This is a genomic window from Algivirga pacifica, assembly GCF_039543525.1.
Lineage (GTDB): Bacteria > Bacteroidota > Bacteroidia > Cytophagales > Flammeovirgaceae > Algivirga > Algivirga pacifica.
Genome location: NZ_BAABJX010000042.1, coordinates 1 through 20619 on the forward strand (window position 1 = coordinate 1; position 20619 = coordinate 20619).

A 20619-nucleotide genomic window follows, 5' to 3' on the forward strand; every position below is an offset into this window, starting at 1 on the left:
TATTCAAAAGGGTTGTTTCACTAACAACAAATATCTAGTTCAGTTAATTCATGACACTACCCATATTTCATCGGCTACAAAGCGATAGTTATATTACTCAAGCATCACAGATGAAATCGCTCTTTGACTATAGGTTCATAGCAAAAAAACTCTAAGAGCGATTTTATCTTTTATCGTAGTACCCGATGGATACTGTAGCAAAAGATAAAATCTGAACTCTTAGAGTAGGCAGAAATTATTGTTTAGAATCGAGACCTCGCCTCATGGCGCGGAGACTACGAACCAATAGTGCTATCCCCGAGCTCTAACTAGCCAAAGAGTTCATATTTCATCGGCTACAAAACGATAGTTATACTACCCAAGTGTCACCGATAAAATCGCTCTTTGATTATAGGTTGATAGCAAAAAAAAAAACTCTAAGAGCGATTTTATCTTTTACCGTAGTTCTTAATGGAAACTGTAGCAAAAGATAAAATCTGAACTCTTAGAGTAGGTAGAAGTTATTGTTTAGAATCGATAACCGATAACCGATAACCGATAACCGATAACCAAAAATTAAATAGCAGCCACTCGTTCCTTAAGCGCTTGTTCCCACTTCCAGGCGGTAGCCATCATATTGTCCAGGTCTCTTTCGGACTTCCATCCCAGTTCTTCGTTGGCAAAAGTAGTATCTGCCCATATTTGCTCTACGTCTCCCGGTCTGCGGTCGGTAAGTTGGTAGTTGAGTGATTCTCCACTGACTTTCTCAAAGGCCTGAATGACTTGTAATACGGAGCTGCCGGTTCCTGTCCCTAGATTAAAGAACTCATAAGCAGCTTTTCCTTTTTTCTGAAGCATACGCTCTGCAGCAATAATATGTGCTTTGGCCAGGTCTACCACATGGATATAGTCACGAATACAAGTGCCGTCAACGGTGTTGTAGTCACTACCATAGACATTAAGCTTTTCTCGGATGCCAATAGCCGTTTGGGTAATGAATGGCACTAGGTTTAAAGGAACGCCTTTAGGCAATTCTCCGATCAAGGCAGAGTCATGTGCCCCTACAGGGTTGAAATATCTTAAAGAAATAGCATTCAATTCCGGATAAGCATTGATCGCATCTTGCAGGATTTCCTCTCCAATTTGCTTGGTATTGCCATAAGGGGAAGCCGCAGGTTGCACAGGAGCATTTTCTGTAACAGGTAGGGACTCGGGTTGTCCGTATACCGTACAAGAAGACGAGAATACCATATTAGGAACCTCATAGGTTCTCATGCACTTCAATAGATTGACTAAAGAGCCAATATTGTTCTCGTAGTAATCCAATGGCTTCTCTACAGATTCTCCTACCGCTTTGTAAGCTGCAAAGTGAATGACAGCTTCAATATTTGGGTATTTCTGAAAGACCTCTGCCGTGGCTTTTTCATCTCTTAAGTCTACTTGCTCAAAGGCAGGCTTTTCTCCAGAGATTGCTGCAATGCCATCCAGTACGTTTTTGTCGGAGTTGGACAGGTTGTCAATGATGATTACCTCAAATCCTTGTGCTTGTAGTTCCACGACAGTATGGGAGCCAATGTAGCCTGTTCCCCCAGTAACTAAGATTCTTGTTTTCATAAGTAGTGGTAATGCTTAATTGGTAATGATTCTGAAATATCGGGAATCTTTTTTTACCATGATTCGTATCAAGAATGTTTTATTACTCGTGTAAGGAGTGATATTGAAAGTTTCGGTAGTATGAGTAATCTTTCTTTCTTCTTGTCCTATATAGGTTCCTTCCAGCGTATAATAAAAAATCTTTATAGTTTCCCCTATGTATTGTTCGGTACGAATTTTTATCTGCCCATCTGTTGGATTAGGATAAGGGGCTAGTTGATCAAGGGAGAAAGGAGTGTCTACCGCATTGATAATATCTGTAATACGTAAGTAAGAAGGGATGCCATACCCTAGTAATGTATCTGCAGAGGAGTACTGGGAGCTGGATTGACGCAGTAGATCCATCAGTTCTAAGTTGGTGAGCTCAGGGTATTTCTCCCATACGCCAGCGGCTAATGCTGTGATAAGGGGAGCGGAAAATGAAGTACCCCGATTACTTCCTACAGAGTTATTGGCTGTGATAACGGCTGTGCCTTCTCCCATAGCGGCAATATCAGGTTTTAGGTTTCCATCTCTGTAAAAGCCTTTGGAGCTGCTGAATGCTCTTTCCCCCAAGCGATTTACGGAAGCTACGGTAAAAGCCAAGTTTGCCTCTCCAGGAAAAGTGATTTCTTGCCAAGAGCTACTTCCTTGATTACCGGCTGAGTTGACAACCAATATCCCTTTGCTACTGGCAACATTGGCAGCAAAAGAGATCCAGGCGGTTTTTCCAGTAAGGTCATCGGCACTGTAATTGGCTCTTTGATCATCAAAATCAAAGTATTCCAAGGAAGAATTGATAATATCTACACCCAGGCTATCACTTAATTCTGCCGCTTTCAGCCAGTGCAATTCTTCCATTCTGCTTTCATAGGCATCCACTTCGGTGCGGAAGAGGTAATAATCAGCATTATAGGCACCGCCTATATAGTCATTCTCTTTATAGGCACCGATAATGGAGAGGACTTGTAAACCATGAGATCCATCGTCAAAGACATCCGCCTCTTTTTCAGCAATATCATAGGTCCCTTGAATATTGAGGTGTTCAAAATAGGAGGATTCATCCAAGCGTAAAAAACCATTATCAAATACAGCAATACAAATACCTTTGCCAGTATATCCCTCTTGATGCATTTGTGGGATACCTATCATGTCGTTTTGCGTAAAGCTTGCTCCATAGAAAGATTCATTGGCTGGACTAGTTGGTTGTGCTACCAGGGCTGTACTGCTAGTGTTTACATATTCAGGAACTGTTTTGCTATGTAACGGTAAGATTTCTCGAATAAAAGACTCTTGTTGAAGGCTATTCAACACTTCTGTATCGAGGTCAACGACTACTGCATTCAGCCATTTGGAGGTAAGGATAATAGGAATGCCTTTATTATTTAAGTTATTAAGGTAGGTTGTTTTGATCGGGAGGTCTTTTTCATCCAAAGGGATGTTTTGCGTCTCTCGGCGTTCGAGTGCTTTGGGACTAAGTAGCTCCTCTGTAGAATAGCTTTCTATAGGGTATTTATCCTGAAAAAAGAGAATATATCTCTCTTGCCCGAAACTATATTGTCGTAGGAATGTCCCGAGTAATATGAGTAGTACAATGTGTGTAGACTGTTTGATTTTCATATATATGTCCTGTAAGTGGTTCACGGTTAATTTAGTATAAGAGCTTGTTTGGAATACTGATTCAGAAAGAAAATTCCTCTAATCACTGCTCAAATCAACTCATATTTTCATCAAATAGAACCACTATTATCTTCAAATCTGACTTGATTTGAACAGGTTATAGAAATTTTCTCTATCTAAATCAGTATTCCAAACAAGCTCTAAGCAGAAAACTCTGAGCTTTTAAAATAGGTCAGTGGTACGCTATAGCTTTTATAATTTTCAATGATCAATGATTAATTTTCAATAATTGATTACACTCTAGAACTAGTTCAGTAGCCTTTTTGGGGAATTCATTTTAATTAAAAATTGAAAATTGATCATTGAAAATTAACCCACTCTAGAAGCAGTTCAGTAGACTTTTTTACTCATAGATAATTAACTGAGATAAACTCTACTGTTTAAATAATTTGCTCACTGCTCACTGTAAAAGAATTCCACTACCAAATCGTCCTGTTTTTCCCCTTCTGGCAGAGTAGAATAAATCATTTCTTTCAAAAGTACAAATATTTGCGATTTCAATATTTTCGGGAAGTACTCCAGCTTTTTGGAGTAAATACTGGTTGAGTGTCCATAGGTCCAGGTTTGCTTTTCCATTAGCTTGTGGTGAGGCGATAAAGGGGTGAGCATCTCCGGTTAGCTTTTGTACGGCTTCAATCACTTCTGCTCCTGTTTCATAGTTTTTCACACAGATGGAAGGGCCTATTCCTGCTAATATATGCTGAGGTTGGCAGTTATACTTTTCTTTCATCAACTGTATCGTTTTTCCACAGATGTCTTCTACACTTCCTCTCCAGCCCGCATGAATGGCTGCGACAGCTTTAGCAACGGGATCATACAGTAAAACCGGAACACAGTCAGCCGTCATGACACTAATACATATACCTTTTTTATTGGTGATCAGGGCATCTGTATCAAGAGTAGGGGTATCTATATCCTCAATGACAGTAATATGATCGCTATGTGTTTGGGAAGGGAATATGAGATGTGAGGGAGAAATACCCAATGCAGTGGCAATTTTAGCCCTATTATTTACGGGGTTCTCAGGGTGATCATTTACCGCAAGACCTATGTTAAGAGAGGAGAGGTGTTCTTCACTATTTCCGCCTTCTCTGGAAGAGATATAATGCTTGATATCCTCTTGTTTCGATAGATGCTCGAAATGGTATAGGGGGAGTTGGTCGTATTGTTTCTTGATCAGCATGTTCTTATAGGTTTGTTGAATCGTTGAATTTCACCTTCGGTGAGTTGAATTGAGCTTCGCTCGTTGATTCGAGTTGATATGTTGTATGTATGCTTATCAGCACATATTTCAATCAACAGTTCAACTCGAATCAACGAGCGAAGCTCAATTCAACGATTCAACGGTTCAACATGAAATTAATCGTATAGGCTACTAAAAGCAAAAGGTAAGCCATGCAGAATAAAAATCCTGACGCCTTACCTTTTACCTATCACTTATTACCTTTTACTTCCAAAAGGTCTTATTTGTTTCCTGCTCTCTTTCTCTCGTTTTCATCCAATAGGATCTTACGCATACGGATCGACTCAGGAGTGATCTCTACGTACTCATCTTTTTGGATGTACTCCAGACATTCTTCCAAAGAGAATGCACGTGGAGGAGGAAGCTTGCTACTGTCATCAGAACCGGCAGCACGCATGTTGGTAAGCTTCTTACCTTTCTGTACGTTTACTGTAATATCTGATGGACGGCTGTGCTCACCAATTACCATACCTCCGTAAAGGTCAGTACCTGGTGCTACGAAGAACGTACCACGATCTTGTAGTTTGTCCAACGCATAAGCAGTACAAGGACCATTCTCCATAGAGATGATAGAACCGTTGATACGTCCACCGATATCTCCTTTGTAAGGAGCGTACTCCTTGAAGCGGTGTGTCATGATGGCCTCACCTTGTGTTGCTGTAAGGATGTTGTTTCTCAAGCCGATCAAACCTCTTGAAGGAATCTCGAACTCTAGGTGCTGCAAGTCTCCTTTAGGCTCCATGATCAACAACTCACCTTTACGTTGTGTTGCCAATTCAATCGCTTTACCAGCTACTTCTTCAGGAACGTCGATTACCAAGGTCTCAACAGGCTCGTGACGTTGTCCGTCAATTTCCTTGAAGATTACCTGTGGCTGTCCTACTTGAAGCTCGTAACCCTCACGACGCATTGTCTCAATCAATACCGCCAAGTGAAGGATACCACGTCCGTAAACGATGAATTTATCCTCTGATTCTCCATCCTGGATTCTAAGGGCAAGGTTCTTCTCAGTCTCTTTGTAAAGACGGTCACGAAGGTGACGAGAAGTTACAAACTTACCTTCTTTACCGAAGAAAGGAGAGTTGTTGATCGTGAACAACATGTTCATCGTTGGCTCATCGATCGCAATACGTGGTAGTGGATCTGGAGTCTCAGGATCAGTAACCGTATCACCAATCTCGAAACCATCAATACCTGTAATCGCACAGATATCACCAGCAACTACTTCTTCTACTTTTCTTTTACCAAGACCTTCAAATACGTGAAGCTCTTTGATACGTCCTTTCTGGATAGTACCATCTTTCTTTGCGACACCAACAGGCATGTTAGTTGTCAGTTTTCCTCTTACCAAACGACCGATCGCAATACGACCTGTGTAGCTAGAGAAATCCAAAGAAGTGATTTGCAACTGAGGAGTACCCTCTGGTGCTGGTGCTGGAGGAACCTCGTCAATGATCACGTCCAATAGGTATTGAACATTGTCGGTAGGGTTTTTCCAGTCTGGTCCCATCCATCCTTGCTTGGAAGAACCGTAAACAGTGGTGAACTCCAACTGCTCTTCAGTAGCATCCAAGTTAAACATCAATTCAAATACACCGTCGTGAATCTCATCAGGACGACAGTTTGGTTTATCCACTTTATTGATAACTACGATAGGGTGTAGTCCCAATTCTAATGCTTTGCTCAATACAAAACGTGTCTGAGGCATTGGACCTTCAAAGGCATCTACCAATAGTACTACCCCATCAGCCATTTTCAATACACGCTCTACTTCTCCACCGAAATCGGCGTGACCAGGAGTGTCAATGATGTTGATCTTTGTATCCTTGTAAGTTACGGACACGTTTTTGGAAAGGATAGTGATACCTCTTTCTCTTTCAAGATCATTGTTGTCTAGGATAAGTTCCCCAGTTTCCTGGTTGTCACGAAACAATTTTGCTTCGTGCAAGATTTTGTCAACCAGGGTTGTTTTACCGTGGTCAACGTGTGCTATGATAGCAACGTTACGAATGCTTGTCATCTTTACTCTTAGAAGATTATGATTATTTATCCCGCAAATGTAATCGGTTATACTGAAAGCGAAAAAGATAATCGGGAATTATAACAGAAAATTGACCTTAATTAGGAAATAATACAATTTTCAGTCTCTAAGGTATGATTATAATCACTTGTAAATGAATTATATACTAGGTTAGTTTAGCTTAAATTGAGGTAAATTTATTAATACCAAGAAATTGGTAGTACTAAATGAAGAATACGAACAGTTTGCTTTGACGTCTAGCTATGAAAAGTATAAAATTCTTTCCGGGACTAAATGCCCTACGGTTTATAGCGGCTTATCTGGTGGTGATTCACCATGCAGAAAGCGTAAAAGAGAGTAGGGGATTGCCCAATCTACATGAATGGACAGTATTCAGTTTGGGAGGTGTTGCCGTGAGCTTTTTCTTTGTTTTGAGCGGTTTTCTGATCACTTACCTTTTATTAAAAGAACATAAGGAGTATGGAGGGGTGTCTATTCAGAAGTTTTATATGCGGCGGGTGATCAGGATTTGGCCCTTGTATTTTCTGCTGGTGTTCATCGGTTTGGCAATAGTACCATTACTGACCCAATGGTTTTCGGTGGCTTATGAGTTGCCTTATAAGGTCAGTGATGTACTCTGGTATTATATCTTTTTTATGCCTTTTGTGGTATCAGCCCAATATGGCTACTCTTTATTGTATCCACTTTGGTCTATCGGGGTAGAAGAGGTGTTTTATGTGTTATGGGCACCCGTTGTGCGTTTTCTGATTAAGTTTTTACCACCTATCTTTTTTATGGTAATTGCGATTCGCCTATCCTGGGGATATTATTACGAGTTTGTGGATACAACGCATCCGGTGATGACCAAAATAGCCACCACGTTTGGTATGGATGCTATGGCCATAGGAGGACTGGGGGCTTATTTTGTTTTTCATACCCGTCGTCCGATAGGAAGTTATCGTTTGTTTGGAACAGGAGCCCAATTGCTATTACTAGGATTATTGGGGGTACGTTTTCTTTTCCATGAAACATTGGCGAATAGGGAGGGACTGTTGTCAGGGATATACCAATGGATTTTTATGACACCGGTATTCGGTACAGTATTAATGAATGGCTTATTTCTATGGCTAATTCTAAATATATCGCTGAATGAAAGAAGATTGTTCAATGTCAATTACCCATTCCTGGAATGGCTGGGGTCGCTGTCTTATGGGATATATATGTATCACTTACTCGTGATTTTTGGGATTGTATACGGGATTGGAGGGGTGCTGTTTGAGTATAGCGGTTGGGTGAGTTTTGTCGGCTATCACGGATTGATTATGATTGGAACAATAGGGATCTCCTACCTCTCAAAGCACTTCTTCGAAGATTACTTTATTGGTATGCGGAAGTACTTTGTGCAGAAGCGCAAAAAGGAGGTGAAGCAATCAAGGGTAAAGCGATAAAGGTTGTTGAATCGTTGAATTTCACCTTCGGTGAGTTGATTCGAGTTGATTTGTTAAGTGAGTATAGTACATGCCTCAATCAACAAATCAACTCGAATCAACGAGCGAAGCTCAATTCAACGATTCAACGATTCAACCTAGATAGCTGGATACATGGAAGCAATTTCATTAGCAAAATGCTCCAGAATAATCTTTCTTCTTACTTTTAAAGTAGGCGTAATTTCTCCTTTCTCAATAGTAAAGGCTTCAGGCAATAGGGTGAACTTCTTTACTTGCTCAAAGCGTGCCAGATTATCCTGAATCTTTTTGATACGATTATCAAACAGTTGTTGGATATCGGCATGAGAAATTAACTCCAGTCTGTCCTTAAAGGCAATTCCTGCATTGCGAGCATATTCTTCCAGTGCTTCAAAAGCCGGAACAATCAATGCGGTTACGTACTTTTGTTCATCTCCTACAACGGCTACTTGCTCCACGTACTCGTCTCTACAGATGGTATTTTCGACCGTTTGAGGAGCAACATACTTTCCTCCTGAAGTCTTGATCAAGTCCTTGATACGTTCCGTGAAGATGAGATTGCCGCTTGCATCGATATCTCCGGCATCTCCTGTTTTTAGCCATTCCCCTTCAAAGGTTTCAGCCGTAGCCTCAGGGTTTTTATAGTACCCTTTCATCACTGTAGGACCTTTCACAAGAATCTCGTTATTCTCTCCCAGTTTTACGGCTACACCAGGCATAGGAGTACCAATAGTCCCTAGTTTGAATATCTTATCCTGGAAACAAGATACCGTAGCACACGTTTCGCTTAAGCCATATCCGTACTTAATATTCAGTCCAATGGCGAACATAAATTCTTTGACTTCGGTCGATAGTCGGGAACCTGCTACAGGAAGGAATTTATTTCGATCTAGTCCAGTGGCTTGTCGCAACTTGCTTAAGACAAGCTTATCAGCTACTGCATATTTCAGTTGTAGTAGACCGAAAGGCTTTTTACCTTTTTCTTTTCTTTTCGTGACTTGCTTTCCTACGTTAACTGCCCAATTGAAGAGTGCTTTTTTCGTAGGGGTAGCCTTTTCAACTTTGCCAATGATGGTACTATAAACCTTTTCATACAGTCTAGGAACAGAGCATAGTAGATTTGGTCTGATGCTCGTTAGTGCTTCCTTGATGTTCTTAGGGTCCAGGTTATAATAGTTGGTGACACCTTTGTGGAACATGTAGTAAGACCAGGCACGTTCAAAAATATGGCTTAGCGGAAGAAAACAAAGAGAGGTATCCTGATCGGTCACATGCAAGCGCTGGTCGTGCATCTGCATACAGGCAGAAAAATTGGAAGCATCCAGCATTACCCCTTTGGGGTTGCCAGTCGTTCCAGAGGTATAGATCAAAGTGACCAGGTCATCCATTTGTGCTTCCTTGGTTCGTGTCTGAAGGATCTCATCCAAAGAAGGGTCATTTTCTCCAATTTTGATAAAGTCAGAAAAATGTACAGCCTTCTCTTCTCCCATCAAGTTCACTGAGGAGTCAAAAACAATGATACGTTCGATCTGAGGGACTTGTGGTAATATGGCTAACGCTTTGTCATACTGCTCTTGCTCTCCTACAAAAAGAATACGAATATCTGCATTATGGATAATGTATTCGGTTTGTTCAGCGGTATTGGTTGCGTAAATTGGTACTGGTACGGCACGTACACTCAGGCTCCCGAAGTCTGCCATACTCCATTCAGGCATATTTTGAGAGAAAATGCCTACCATTTCCTGAACTTTTATCCCTTCTTTTAGTAAAGCTTTACCAACTCCTTGGATTTGCTGGTAGAACTTTTGCCAAGATACTGGAATCCATTCTCCTCTTCCATGACGTTGATAATACAAAGCAGCTCGCTCGCCGTATTTTTCGGCATTTTGTTGCGCGGACTGTGCAAGATGAATAGACTGGTTAAAAGCGTTAGCCATAGTATTTATTTTGTAAATTTAATTTTAGACTTTGAGATAATAGGAACTTTCAATGGAACGCCCGCAGCCTTTGTTCTGATATATCCTCTATACTTAATTTCAAAAGGCTTACCGGTTGCTGCTCCAAAAATCCCTGTAAGCATGCTGCTGAAAATTTGTCCCGGAGGAAAAGCAACTTCCAATGGCAAGCTAAAGTCACCTTGTGCTGGCATCGTTTGCTCTAGCATTTGGTCTACACTCCCTACAGAATCTCCATTAACGAAGACATCCACATGAATTTCTCGTATCTCCATGGAAAATTTGTTGGGGTTATATAGCTCAGCATCGCCATATACGAATACCTTTCCATCGTTTTTCGTACCCATGCTTACATTACGAACACTTTTTAGTTCAGGTTGATGCACTTTACAGCTAGAAAAAAACAGTACAAGAGCCAGGAAGCTAAAAAGAGAAGTCAGTTTTACTTTAGTCATCATATTTTCGAGTTTGTTTAAAGCACAAAACTAACAAGATCTACCCATAAGGATGGCAAAATTGTAGATTTGTGACAGATTATTTAGGATTTTTTAAATGTATAATAAGAATATTTCTTGTTTATTAAATATAAATAATTGTAAATCAATGGGTAAAATGAAAGTGTTGGAATAAATCAATAATAAAATTTTATCCTAAGAATGGATTTCTATCTTTGCGCTGCCAATGGCCGGCATAGGTCATTAAGATTGACATAAAGGATGTTTATCTTTAGAGTCAGCCACTCTGGCGGAAATAGTTTAATCATTATTCATCATTAAGTAAATCGCTTATTATAATAAATGGCTAAAGTACTTATTATTGGAGCAGGCGGCGTTGGAAATGTTGTTGCTCACAAATGCGCTATGGTTTCTGAGGTATTTGAAGAAATCACGTTGGCAAGTAGAACAGTAAGTAAATGTGAGGAGATCGCTGCTGCTGTTAAGCAACGTACCGGTAAGGAGATTGCTACGGCACAGGTAGATGCCGACAATGTACCTGAATTGGTAGCGCTAATTCAAAAAGTACAGCCTGATATGGTAATCAACGTGGCGTTGCCTTATCAGGATTTGCCAATCATGGATGCGTGTTTGGAAACGAAGGTTCATTACTTAGATACGGCCAACTATGAGCCGAAGGATGAAGCAAAGTTCGAGTACAGCTGGCAGTGGGCTTATCAGGAGAAGTTTAAAGAAGCGGGAATTACAGCAATCTTAGGTTGTGGTTTTGACCCAGGTGTAACGGGGGTATTTACCGCTAGAGCTGCGAAACACTTCTTTGATGAGATGCATTATCTGGATATTGTGGATTGTAATGCGGGTGATCACGGAAAGGCGTTCGCAACGAACTTCAACCCAGAGATCAATATCCGTGAGATTACACAAAAAGGGAAATATTACGAGAATGGCGAATGGGTAGAGATCGATGCCATGTCAAAGCATAAGGCGATCAGTTATCCGAATATTGGTCCTCGTGAATCTTACTTGTTGTACCATGAGGAGTTGGAGTCTTTGGTGAAAAATTATCCAACGCTTAAGCGTGCAAGATTCTGGATGACGTTTGGACAAGCTTACTTGACGCACCTGGAAGTAATGCAAAACATCGGAATGACAAGCATTAAGCCAGTGAAGTATCAGGGAATGGATATTGTTCCTTTAGAGTTCTTGAAGGCAGTATTGCCAGAGCCATCTTCTTTGGGCGAGAACTATACAGGAGAGACGTCTATTGGTTGTCAGATCAAAGGAATCAAAGATGGGCAAGAGCAGACCTATTACATCTGGAATAACTGTAGTCATCAGGCTGCCTTTGATGAAGTAGGTGGACAAGGTGTTGCTTATACAACGGGTGTGCCAGCCATGCTAGGAGCAAAAATGTTCCTGGAAGGGAAATGGGACAATGGAGCCGGAGTATTTAACGTAGAGGAGTTTAATCCTGATCCATTCTTGGCTGAACTTGGAAAGTACGGTTTGGAATGGCACGAAGAGGTGGGAGGAACACTTCCTCACTCTTACGAATAATCAGTGAAACAGGGACTTCTCATCAAATATGGGAAGTCCTTTTTTTGAAAAGGGCGCAATGCATCGTACCCGTACGTAGGGGCGACTCCATGTGGTCGTTCTTGCCAATTCTTGAAAAATGAATAGACAGTCAATGGACATCAATACTATAAATACAATTCCATCTCCTTGTTATGTGATTGAAGAGGAGCTTTTGGAAAACAACTTGAAGGTGTTGGATATGGTACAGAAAGCCTCAGGAGGAAAAGTTATCCTCGCTTTGAAAGGGTTTTCGACTTATCATACTTTTCCCATGGTAAAAAAGTATCTTCCAGGCGTGACAGCTAGCTCATTGAACGAAGCACTTTTGGGGGTGAATGAGTTCGGAGGGGAGATTCATGCCTATAGCCCGGTATACTTGCCCAATGAAATCGATGGTATTTTGGAGCATGCTAGCCATGTGACTTTTAATTCTCTTGCAGAGTGGGAGAGGTACAAAGAGAAGGTAAAGGCCAAAGGCGTGAGTGCTGGATTGAGAATTAACCCGGAGTACTCTGAAGTAACTACGGATCTTTATAATCCTTGTGTGGTGGGTTCCCGTTTGGGCGTTCGTGCCGAGCAAATAGGAGATGAGCTGCCAGAAGGTATAGAAGGGTTACATTTTCATACCTTGTGTGAGAATGGAGCAGAGACCTTGGAGCGTACCCTGGAGGCTGTGGAAGAACGTTTTGGACACTTACTGCATCAGGCAAAATGGTTGAACATGGGAGGTGGACATGCGATTACCCGAAAGGGGTATGACACTGAACTGTTGATCAACCTGATACAACAATTAAGGAAGAATTATAATCTGCAGGTGATTCTGGAGCCCGGTAGTGCAGTCGGTTGGGAGACCGGACCATTGATCTCAACGGTATTGGATATCGTCGAGAATCAGGGAACAACTACAGCCATGTTAGATGTATCTTTTGCGGCACATATGCCAGATACGTTGGAAATGCCTTACAAACCACGAGTTAGGGGAGCGGTAGAAGATGGGAAATATCACTACAACCTTGGGGGAACTACTTGTCTGGCTGGTGATTTTATGGCAGGGTATTCTTTTGAAGCCCCTCTGAAGGTAGGAGATAAGATTATCCTGGAAGATATGATTCATTACACGATGGTAAAAACAACTACCTTTAATGGGGTGAACCTACCATCAATTGGAATGTATAAGAAAGACGGTTCTTTTGAGCTGTTTAAGTCTTTTGGCTACGAGTCTTACAAGGATAGGCTGTAGCTTTTGTTGAAACATAAAGGGCGACCCCTGTGGTCGCCCTTTATTTATGCTACTAGTTGATTCACCAAGGAAATATATTGTTGGGAAGCTTCGTCTGCAGAAGTTCCTTCTAGTTTTTTCCATGCATCCCACTTTGCATTCCCTTTAAAGTCAAAACCACCCGGTCTTTCCGTATTCACATTACCTACAGTAGCTTGCTTATACAACCCATAAAGTTGCAGTAAAATATCATTAGAGGGCTTTTCATTCAGTAGATCCAATTTTTTCACGGCACTTTCTAATGCTTCATTCATAGTGTTAAAAGGTTTGGTTAAGAATAGTAATGATGAATTATTCATTCATTATGCAAATATATTATTATTTAAATAAATGTTATGCTACTTGCTTAAAATACGGTAGAATATTGGTGTAATGTTAGGTGTAGGGGTTTCTGTTAAACATTTATAAAAGAAATCTTATACTTTGTAGAGAAAGTAAGATGTATTGTCTTATAAATACCCAAGTAAAAGTGTGAAGCAGTGGAAAGAAAAGTCTTTAACAAATTATCGATTACCTTTTACTTATTACCTTTATTAATTAACCCATTAATGTTCTCATGAAATACTTTAATCATCCATTATTACGAATACTTCCATTAGGGATATTTATACTTTTGGTGGGCTGTCTACCTTTCTCTAGCAGAAGCCAGGAATCTTCCTGCAATTGTGATCATACCATAGCGATTGACAATGGATATAATTGGGATGGTAGTGCTGTTAAACCCGGAGAGACGGTTTGCTTACAGTCTGGAGTACGCACTTCCCCTTTGGTCATTAAGAACATTAAAGGAACCGCAGAACAGCCTATTGTTATTCAAAATTGTGATGGAGTGTTTATGATTAAGCAGGCAAGTGACAAATCATTTGGATTAAAGGTACAGGGTTCCAGTTATTTTAGACTTACAGGTAGTGGAGCGGGGAAAGAACAATACGGGATCAAGATCGAAGGTGGAAATATAGGAGTACAGATGATTGGATTAAGTACCAATTTTGAGTTGGACCATATGGAAGTAAGTAAAGTTGGGTTTGCTGGAATCATGGCTAAGACAGATCCTACCTGTGCTCCTGAAACCTGGCGTGATAACTTTACGATGGAAGATGTTCGAATACATGATAACTACGTCCACGAGACAGGTACAGGTGAAGGGTTTTATATAGGAAATTCTTTTTATGCAGGAGGTATGAAGAAGGATTGTGGTAAAGTGTATCCTCATAAGATCGTCAATCTTAAATTATATAATAACCTTGTGGAGGATACTGGAGCAGAGGGGATACAAGTAGGTTGTGCTGTTCGGGGATGTGAGATTTATGGAAATAAGGTCTTCAGAGCAGGAGTTAATCCTTTTAATGGACGTAAAAGCCAGCAGAATGGCATTCAAATAGGAGAAGGTACAGGAGGGAGATGTTACAATAATTTGGTAGTAGATGCTAGCGCCAATGCAATTATTGTTTTGGGGTTGGGGGATAACGTATTGTACAATAATATCTTGGTAAGGCCAGCTGGAGCAGGGATTTTCATTGATGAGCGACCACCTTCTACTGTTTTGGGAAAAGGGTCTGGGTTTAGAGTAATTAACAATACGATCATAGAGCCGGGAAAGCATGGCATTTGGATATACGCCGAGCTGGTACAACAAAATGATATATTGAATAATATCATTGCTGCTCCACGATCAGGAAAATTCATCACCTTTGAGGGGTGTCCAGGGGTACCCGTAATTAATGCATCAAATAATCTTAAGGTATATGACCCCGCTCAAGTGAAGTTTGTGGGGTACCAAAAGGGAGATTTTAGGCTATCAAAAGCTTCTCCCGCTTTAGGTAAGGGTAAAAGTGTACATCATTATGGTGTAGAAACGGATTTTTATAATCATCGCATTTCTACACAAGCGATAGATGTAGGGGCCATTCAGTATACGGAATAAGTATATACTATATATAGTTTGAAGTCAGTACTACCTCTTGGTTTATAGGGGTAGTATTTTTTTTAGCTTTAATTTAATATTAGAGAGATATATAGCCCTATTACCCACTTATTGCATCAATATATTTTTTTAGAGGGTTATTCTGAAACCAATCAGGGGTGTTTTGTTGTATTCTAATTGATGACCTATTGAAATCAGAAGGACGGCCTAATTATTTGATAATAAGTTTTAAAGCTGATCTGTATGATTGATAAGCCTTATAGGTATAACTATATTGATGTAAATAAAAATTGTAAATACCCAACAATAATACATCTGTATTAATTATTGAAATTAACTACTCTCAGCTTTTACTTTGCTATGAAAACGAATTATTATGATTTCAGGGCCTTTTCAAAATATACGGAAGGCCATCCTGAATTTTACCATCAATTAATCCATTCTTTTCTTTCCTGTGTTCAGGAAGACCTACAGGAGTTGGATCAAGCATTAGGCTCTCGAGATTGGGGGGTGATAAAAGCTACTGCCCATAAGTTGAAGCCTGTGTTTGAGACTATGGGAATTTACAAGTTTTCGCCTGTACTGAACCTGATGAATGATAATTCATGGTACGACTCTGAGCCTAAAGAGGTACTGCATATTACGATAAAAGATTTCTTGTTTGATTGTAATCGCTTTTTGATTGCGATGCAGGATGACCAAGATAATGACCCTTTTTCGTAAGGCACTTTGCAGTGACACCCTATCTGTAATAATGAACCACTTATACAATCAATAATCCCAAGGCTATGAGAAATAAAGTGTTGATCATGGATGATGACCAATTCATGAGAGATTTCCTTTCTGCAATTTTATTGGAGGAACACTATGACCTACGTGTGGTTGATCATCTCGACGAAGGAATGAAATTACTTAAAGAATGGAAGCCTAACTTAGTAATCTCAGATCTTTACATGAGTGATCATACTGGATGGGAATTGTTGGACTGGATGAATACAGAGCAAGAGATGCATAGTATTCCGGTAGTCATCCTATCTGGTAGTGATAAAAGCCAGGATAGAATCAGTAGTTTGAATAAAGGAGCCTCTGATTTTGTAATGAAGCCTTTTCATCCGGAAGAGCTTAAGCTGAGAGTCAGCCGTCTATTGAAGGATGATGATGACCCTTCTACCTGGAGAAATAAAAACTTGAAAAGACTATCTTCCAAGAAGATTCCTTGGTATAAGAGGGTATTTGATGTACTATTTTCATCAGCTTCTTTATTATTACTTTCTCCAGTACTGTTGGGGGTGGCGATTGGAATTAAAATAGAGTCTAGAGGAGATGTGTTTTATGTTTCAAAACGAGTAGGGCAAGGATATAGAGTGTTTGACTTCTTTAAGTTTAGAAGTATGTATGCTGATGCAGATCAGCGTATAGCAGAGATGAAGGATCATAACATGTATGCTAAAGGGGAGGAGCATGAAATAAAACAAGAGGAAAGCAAGAAGGTGTGTCCTTTGTGTTTACGCTCTGATTTATCGGCTTGTGTATCCTTGGTTTATGCAGACGACGGACATAAGGTTTGTGAATATCATTTGAAAGAGAGCAGTAAGGAGCAGGCATTTCTCAAGTTCCACAATGATCCAAGAATTACAAAGATGGGACGATTTATTCGTTCTACAAGTCTTGATGAGCTTCCGCAGCTGATTAATGTACTGAAAGGGGATATGTCTATTGTAGGCAATCGTCCTCTGCCGTTATACGAAGCAGAAAAACTTACGGAGGATGAAGCAATTGCCCGCTTTAAGGCCCCGGCAGGTATTACTGGGTTATGGCAGGTGACTAAAAGAGGAAAAAAAGACATGTCCGAAGAGGAAAGAAAGTCTTTGGATAAAGAATATGCCGTAAAAGGGAATTTCCTGCAAGATGTAAAAATCATATTAAAAACATTTCCGGCGCTTTTCCAAAAGGAAAATGTTTAGTTGGAAATGAATAACAGTTGAACACCGTACTAATGAAACCCATTAACTATTACCTAATACTCCTCTCATTAGTAACGCTATTCACCTTTAATGCACAAGCACAAGACTGGAAAACCTTCGTAGAAAAAGATACGGAAGTAGATTCATTATTGATGAAGGCAATAGCTAATGAGCCCGGCTTACAAATGCTGGAAGAGGAACGAAAAAAAAGTGAGCACAATGTCCGGATGATGAAGAAGAGCTGGTTGCAAGGCTTCAACTTTGGTATCCAGATCTATAGTAGGCAAACCAATTTTGGATCATCGGAGTCTGGGTTTCAGCCAGACTACTCTCCAGCTGTAGGGGTAAATGTGGGGGTAAGTCCTTATACCTTGATTACGGCAAATAATAAAACCAAGATGGCAGAAGCCGAATACGTGCAGGTAGAACTTCAAAAGGAAGAGCGTATACGACAATTAAGAAAGGAGATTGAAGTGCTGTGGGTGGATTACAAGAGTTATGTCACTGTCTTAAGAGATAAGACAGCCTCTTATGAATCAATCAAACAGAACCTGTATTTAACCAGAGAGCGGTACAAGAAGGGAGATGCCAGTGATATAGAATTGGGGCAAGCGGAGGAACTAGAAGAAAAAGCCCGTCAGGAATTAATGCAATTACAGGCGATTGTTTTGAAGTATCAGGCAGAGTTAAATGTGCTTGTGGGAGAATGAGAGGTCTTCATAACAATATTTACAATGATTTTTGAGCGATCAAATGTATTGTAAATAACACTTATAATAACTGTTGAATGAGTTAACGATTACACCTTATGTTATACCGCAATATACTGAGGGCGCTGCTTTTGAAGTGGAAGATTATACTTCTCATGCCATTATTATCTGGAGTGGCCGTGTTGGCAGGGTCATTTCTGATGGAAAAGCATTATAGCTCTCAAGCCAGAATTTTACTTAACCTAAAGGATAAAAAGTTAAGCTTAATAGATCAAGGGGTACAACAGTACGAAATTGATACCCATTTTGATAACCTATTCCAATTACTGAAATCCAGAAGTGTAGTGGATAAGGTAAGACAAAGAGTACTTACGGATTGGTTTTTAGCCCAGCACGAGTTTTTGGAATTTTCAGAGGAGCAGGAGCAGCTGTCAAAAGACCTGGATCATTTCAAAAATTACAACAGTAACCTTTATGAGCAAGGATTACTTTATGATTCGAGAAATGTTTATGATGCCACAGTACTCTCTTTATTTGAAGAGAATGGATTGGCATATGAGCATATCATTGAAAATCTTAATGTCTACCGTATGGAGACGAGTAACTACATCGCCATTACGCTTACAGCTGAAGATCCAGATAAATCAACGTATTTGCTAGAACTGCTTTTGGATGAATTAGTGATCAATAACCAAGCTATTGCTAAGGCCAAATATATTGCGAAGCGAGAGCAGACAGAGGAGTTAGTACAGAAGGCAAAGGTTGACCTGGCGATTAAGGAAAAGAAATTCGAAAATTTTAAGATCAATAATAATATTATCAATCTGGATGAATATACACGTACGATAGTCAATCAGGTAGTGGATATGGAAGTGCGTTTGATTCATTTGAAAGAAGCAATTACCTCTAAACGAAATGCTTTATCTAAACTGGAAGATATGCTTGAGCAAGAGAAGCTAGTCGCACCAGTCAATGATCAAGCCTTGAATAATAATTTTAGAATTTTAGCATTAAAGGATTCTTTAAAACAGGTGGGAGAGCAATTGTTTTTCCTGACTATTCAAGCAGAGAGTAATGAGGCAGAAAAGTATGCATTACAACAACAAGCGGATCAGCTTCGCAGACAAATATCAGAAGAGTTGCTACAGCAGAAAGGGTTGGATGACGAGAGTTTAGTAGCGATGACGTCAGAGAAGCCAATGGATGGTTTGCAAGAGCGTTATATCACTTTTCAATTAGATCTTGAGTTAGAAGAATCTATGGTGCCATTAGTCCAGAATGAGTTGAAGAGAATCAAAGGGTATGCGAAGGATTTTGCTCCATTGGAGTTTAGCATGTACTCTTTAGAGCGGGATGTTAAGGTGGCGCAAGAAAAATATTTACAATTGCTTAGCAAGCTGGAGACGGCCGTTTTAGCAGAAAAAGAAGCTGGAGTAAAGGATATTATTATCATCGATACACCGCTACCTCCAGACAAACCAGAAGAAGCAAAGAGAATTTTGATGGTCATTGGAGCATTTGTAGCGACCCTGATCTTACTGGCGGGAACAGTGGTGTCTATTGAAATCTACCGCTTCTATAATGCAGACATACGAGCTTTATTGAGATCCTAACCCATAATGAATACGATGAACTACCTTTATTACTTATACCTATTAATAGCCCTCATTGTAGTAGCTTCAATAACAAAGAGTACGATAAGTCTTTTAATGGCATATTATAGGGAGCGCAAAAAAAGAAAGTCAATAAAGGTAGTAGATACCTCTGCTATGGAGTGGTATATGGTTACCACTTTTATAGGAGATAAGGAAGATAAGTTGAAAAGACAGCTGGATAATATAAGCAAGTTGGATTTTGCCGGGCGCTTACATGTACACCTGTTTTTACCGGAAGGACATACGTTTAATCACGAAATGATTCACAATCGATTAGATTGTTATATAGAGGAAATACCTGGGCCTTATTGTCAGAGGCATATGGATCATAAGTTGATGAGCTATGTTTATCAAGCTTCTCTTCGTCATTGTAAAGATGTGCTGGCTCATCCAACACATTGGGTTTTCCTTAAAGAAGGAGTCTTTTTGAGAAGGGATTATTTGAAAAGAACAGCCTTTTATACAGGGGTACATCATATGATTCAGGGCATTGTCCGAAAACTTTACCATGGAGCTTTATGGAGAAGCTTATTGGAGTTATTTGATGTGTACGAGCAACGCTTGAGCCACTGTCAAGAGGAAATCGTTTTTGATCAGGCATCGATAAAGTGGCAGGGCGAAATTGTAGATAAGAGACTTTTGGATAATTACTTCTTAACCACGGAGAGCTTCTCAAAAGTATTAGTCTACAAAGGGGTGCTGGATGCTATTGCGTATAAAGATGCTAACGCAACTGATAAAAACTTATTAGAGCGAGTGCTCCGATTGTTAACCGTAAGACCTCCATCGATAGTCAGCATATCAGCGCCTATATTGTTTCTAGGGATTACAATAGCTTCTATCATGGAGTACTTATTGTTCAATAGCGGAATCTATTTGCTGTCATTAGTAATGTTTGTCGTTTTACTGGGAGGTATGACTTTATTATGGGACATGCCAGCACGTTATGTCCGGCTATTGAAATTGATTTATCAACTGCCAGTGGCTTTTATGGAATATCTATATGGTATAACGATTCATTTATTAGTCATTAAGCTTCAGCAATACTTGAAGACCAAGCAAAATGTAACACAATAACC

Annotated in this window: 16 protein-coding genes; 9 read left to right on the forward strand and 7 right to left on the reverse strand. The window is 40.0% G+C overall.

What is annotated here, in order from left to right; all coding sequences use genetic code 11:
* Nucleotides 1–555: 555 nt before the first annotated feature.
* The 4 genes from galE to typA form a co-directional block, all read right to left on the reverse strand.
* Nucleotides 556–1593 carry a UDP-glucose 4-epimerase GalE gene (gene galE, locus ABD985_RS13670; protein ID WP_345372620.1) on the reverse strand — a complete coding sequence of 346 codons (1038 nt, stop codon included), beginning with the start codon at nt 1591–1593 and terminating at the stop codon, nt 556–558.
* 15 nt (nt 1594–1608) lie between these two features.
* Complete coding sequence (locus ABD985_RS13675; RefSeq protein WP_345372622.1) at nt 1609–3231, reverse strand: S8 family serine peptidase; 1623 nt, start codon at nt 3229–3231, stop codon at nt 1609–1611.
* 460 nt (nt 3232–3691) lie between these two features.
* The gene (gene pgeF / locus ABD985_RS13680; protein WP_345372623.1) at nt 3692–4474 is read right to left on the reverse strand and encodes a peptidoglycan editing factor PgeF; all 783 of its coding nucleotides are present in this window, start codon (nt 4472–4474) and stop codon (nt 3692–3694) included.
* Nucleotides 4475–4754: 280 nt separating this feature from the next.
* Nucleotides 4755–6554, reverse strand: coding sequence for a translational GTPase TypA (gene typA, locus ABD985_RS13685; protein ID WP_345372625.1), 1800 nt, complete (start codon nt 6552–6554; stop codon nt 4755–4757).
* 263 nt (nt 6555–6817) lie between these two features.
* Here typA and ABD985_RS13690 point away from each other — a divergent pair, with 263 nt between their 5' ends.
* Nucleotides 6818–8002, forward strand: coding sequence for an acyltransferase family protein (locus ABD985_RS13690; protein ID WP_345372626.1), 1185 nt, complete (start codon nt 6818–6820; stop codon nt 8000–8002).
* Nucleotides 8003–8139: 137 nt separating this feature from the next.
* Here the strand turns inward: ABD985_RS13690 and ABD985_RS13695 are convergent, their stop codons facing one another.
* Nucleotides 8140–9957 (reverse strand): AMP-dependent synthetase/ligase, encoded by a 1818-nt coding sequence (locus ABD985_RS13695; RefSeq protein ID WP_345372628.1) that lies wholly within the window; start codon nt 9955–9957, stop codon nt 8140–8142.
* A gap of 5 nt (nt 9958–9962) precedes the next feature.
* Nucleotides 9963–10433, reverse strand: a complete 471-nt coding sequence (locus tag ABD985_RS13700; protein WP_345372630.1) for an LEA type 2 family protein — start codon at nt 10431–10433, stop codon at nt 9963–9965.
* A 339-nt stretch (nt 10434–10772) separates the two neighbouring features.
* On the opposite strand from ABD985_RS13700, the gene ABD985_RS13705 reads away from it, so the two are divergent.
* Nucleotides 10773–11987 (forward strand): saccharopine dehydrogenase family protein, encoded by a 1215-nt coding sequence (locus ABD985_RS13705; RefSeq protein WP_345372632.1) that lies wholly within the window; start codon nt 10773–10775, stop codon nt 11985–11987.
* Between the two features lie 118 nt (nt 11988–12105).
* Nucleotides 12106–13248, forward strand: coding sequence for a carboxynorspermidine decarboxylase (gene nspC / locus ABD985_RS13710; RefSeq protein ID WP_345372633.1), 1143 nt, complete (start codon nt 12106–12108; stop codon nt 13246–13248).
* A gap of 44 nt (nt 13249–13292) precedes the next feature.
* Here the strand turns inward: nspC and ABD985_RS13715 are convergent, their stop codons facing one another.
* Nucleotides 13293–13541, reverse strand: a complete 249-nt coding sequence (locus ABD985_RS13715; RefSeq protein WP_345372635.1) for an acyl-CoA-binding protein — start codon at nt 13539–13541, stop codon at nt 13293–13295.
* A 302-nt stretch (nt 13542–13843) separates the two neighbouring features.
* On the opposite strand from ABD985_RS13715, the gene ABD985_RS13720 reads away from it, so the two are divergent.
* From ABD985_RS13720 to ABD985_RS13745, 6 genes are all read left to right on the forward strand, one after another.
* Nucleotides 13844–15211, forward strand: a complete 1368-nt coding sequence (locus ABD985_RS13720) for a right-handed parallel beta-helix repeat-containing protein (RefSeq protein ID WP_345372636.1) — start codon at nt 13844–13846, stop codon at nt 15209–15211.
* Nucleotides 15212–15571: 360 nt separating this feature from the next.
* A complete protein-coding gene (locus tag ABD985_RS13725) occupies nt 15572–15934 on the forward strand; it encodes an Hpt domain-containing protein (protein WP_345372637.1) in 363 nt (120 codons plus the stop codon).
* A gap of 65 nt (nt 15935–15999) precedes the next feature.
* Nucleotides 16000–17175, forward strand: a complete 1176-nt coding sequence (locus tag ABD985_RS13730) for a sugar transferase (RefSeq protein WP_345372639.1) — start codon at nt 16000–16002, stop codon at nt 17173–17175.
* A gap of 32 nt (nt 17176–17207) precedes the next feature.
* Nucleotides 17208–17885 carry a TolC family protein gene (locus ABD985_RS13735; RefSeq protein ID WP_345372640.1) on the forward strand — a complete coding sequence of 226 codons (678 nt, stop codon included), beginning with the start codon at nt 17208–17210 and terminating at the stop codon, nt 17883–17885.
* 98 nt (nt 17886–17983) lie between these two features.
* Entirely contained in the window at nt 17984–19498 is a 1515-nt protein-coding gene (locus ABD985_RS13740; protein WP_345372642.1) for a GNVR domain-containing protein, read from the forward strand.
* 96 nt (nt 19499–19594) lie between these two features.
* The gene (locus tag ABD985_RS13745; RefSeq protein ID WP_345372643.1) at nt 19595–20617 is read left to right on the forward strand and encodes a hypothetical protein; all 1023 of its coding nucleotides are present in this window, start codon (nt 19595–19597) and stop codon (nt 20615–20617) included.
* Nucleotides 20618–20619 lie beyond the last annotated feature (2 nt).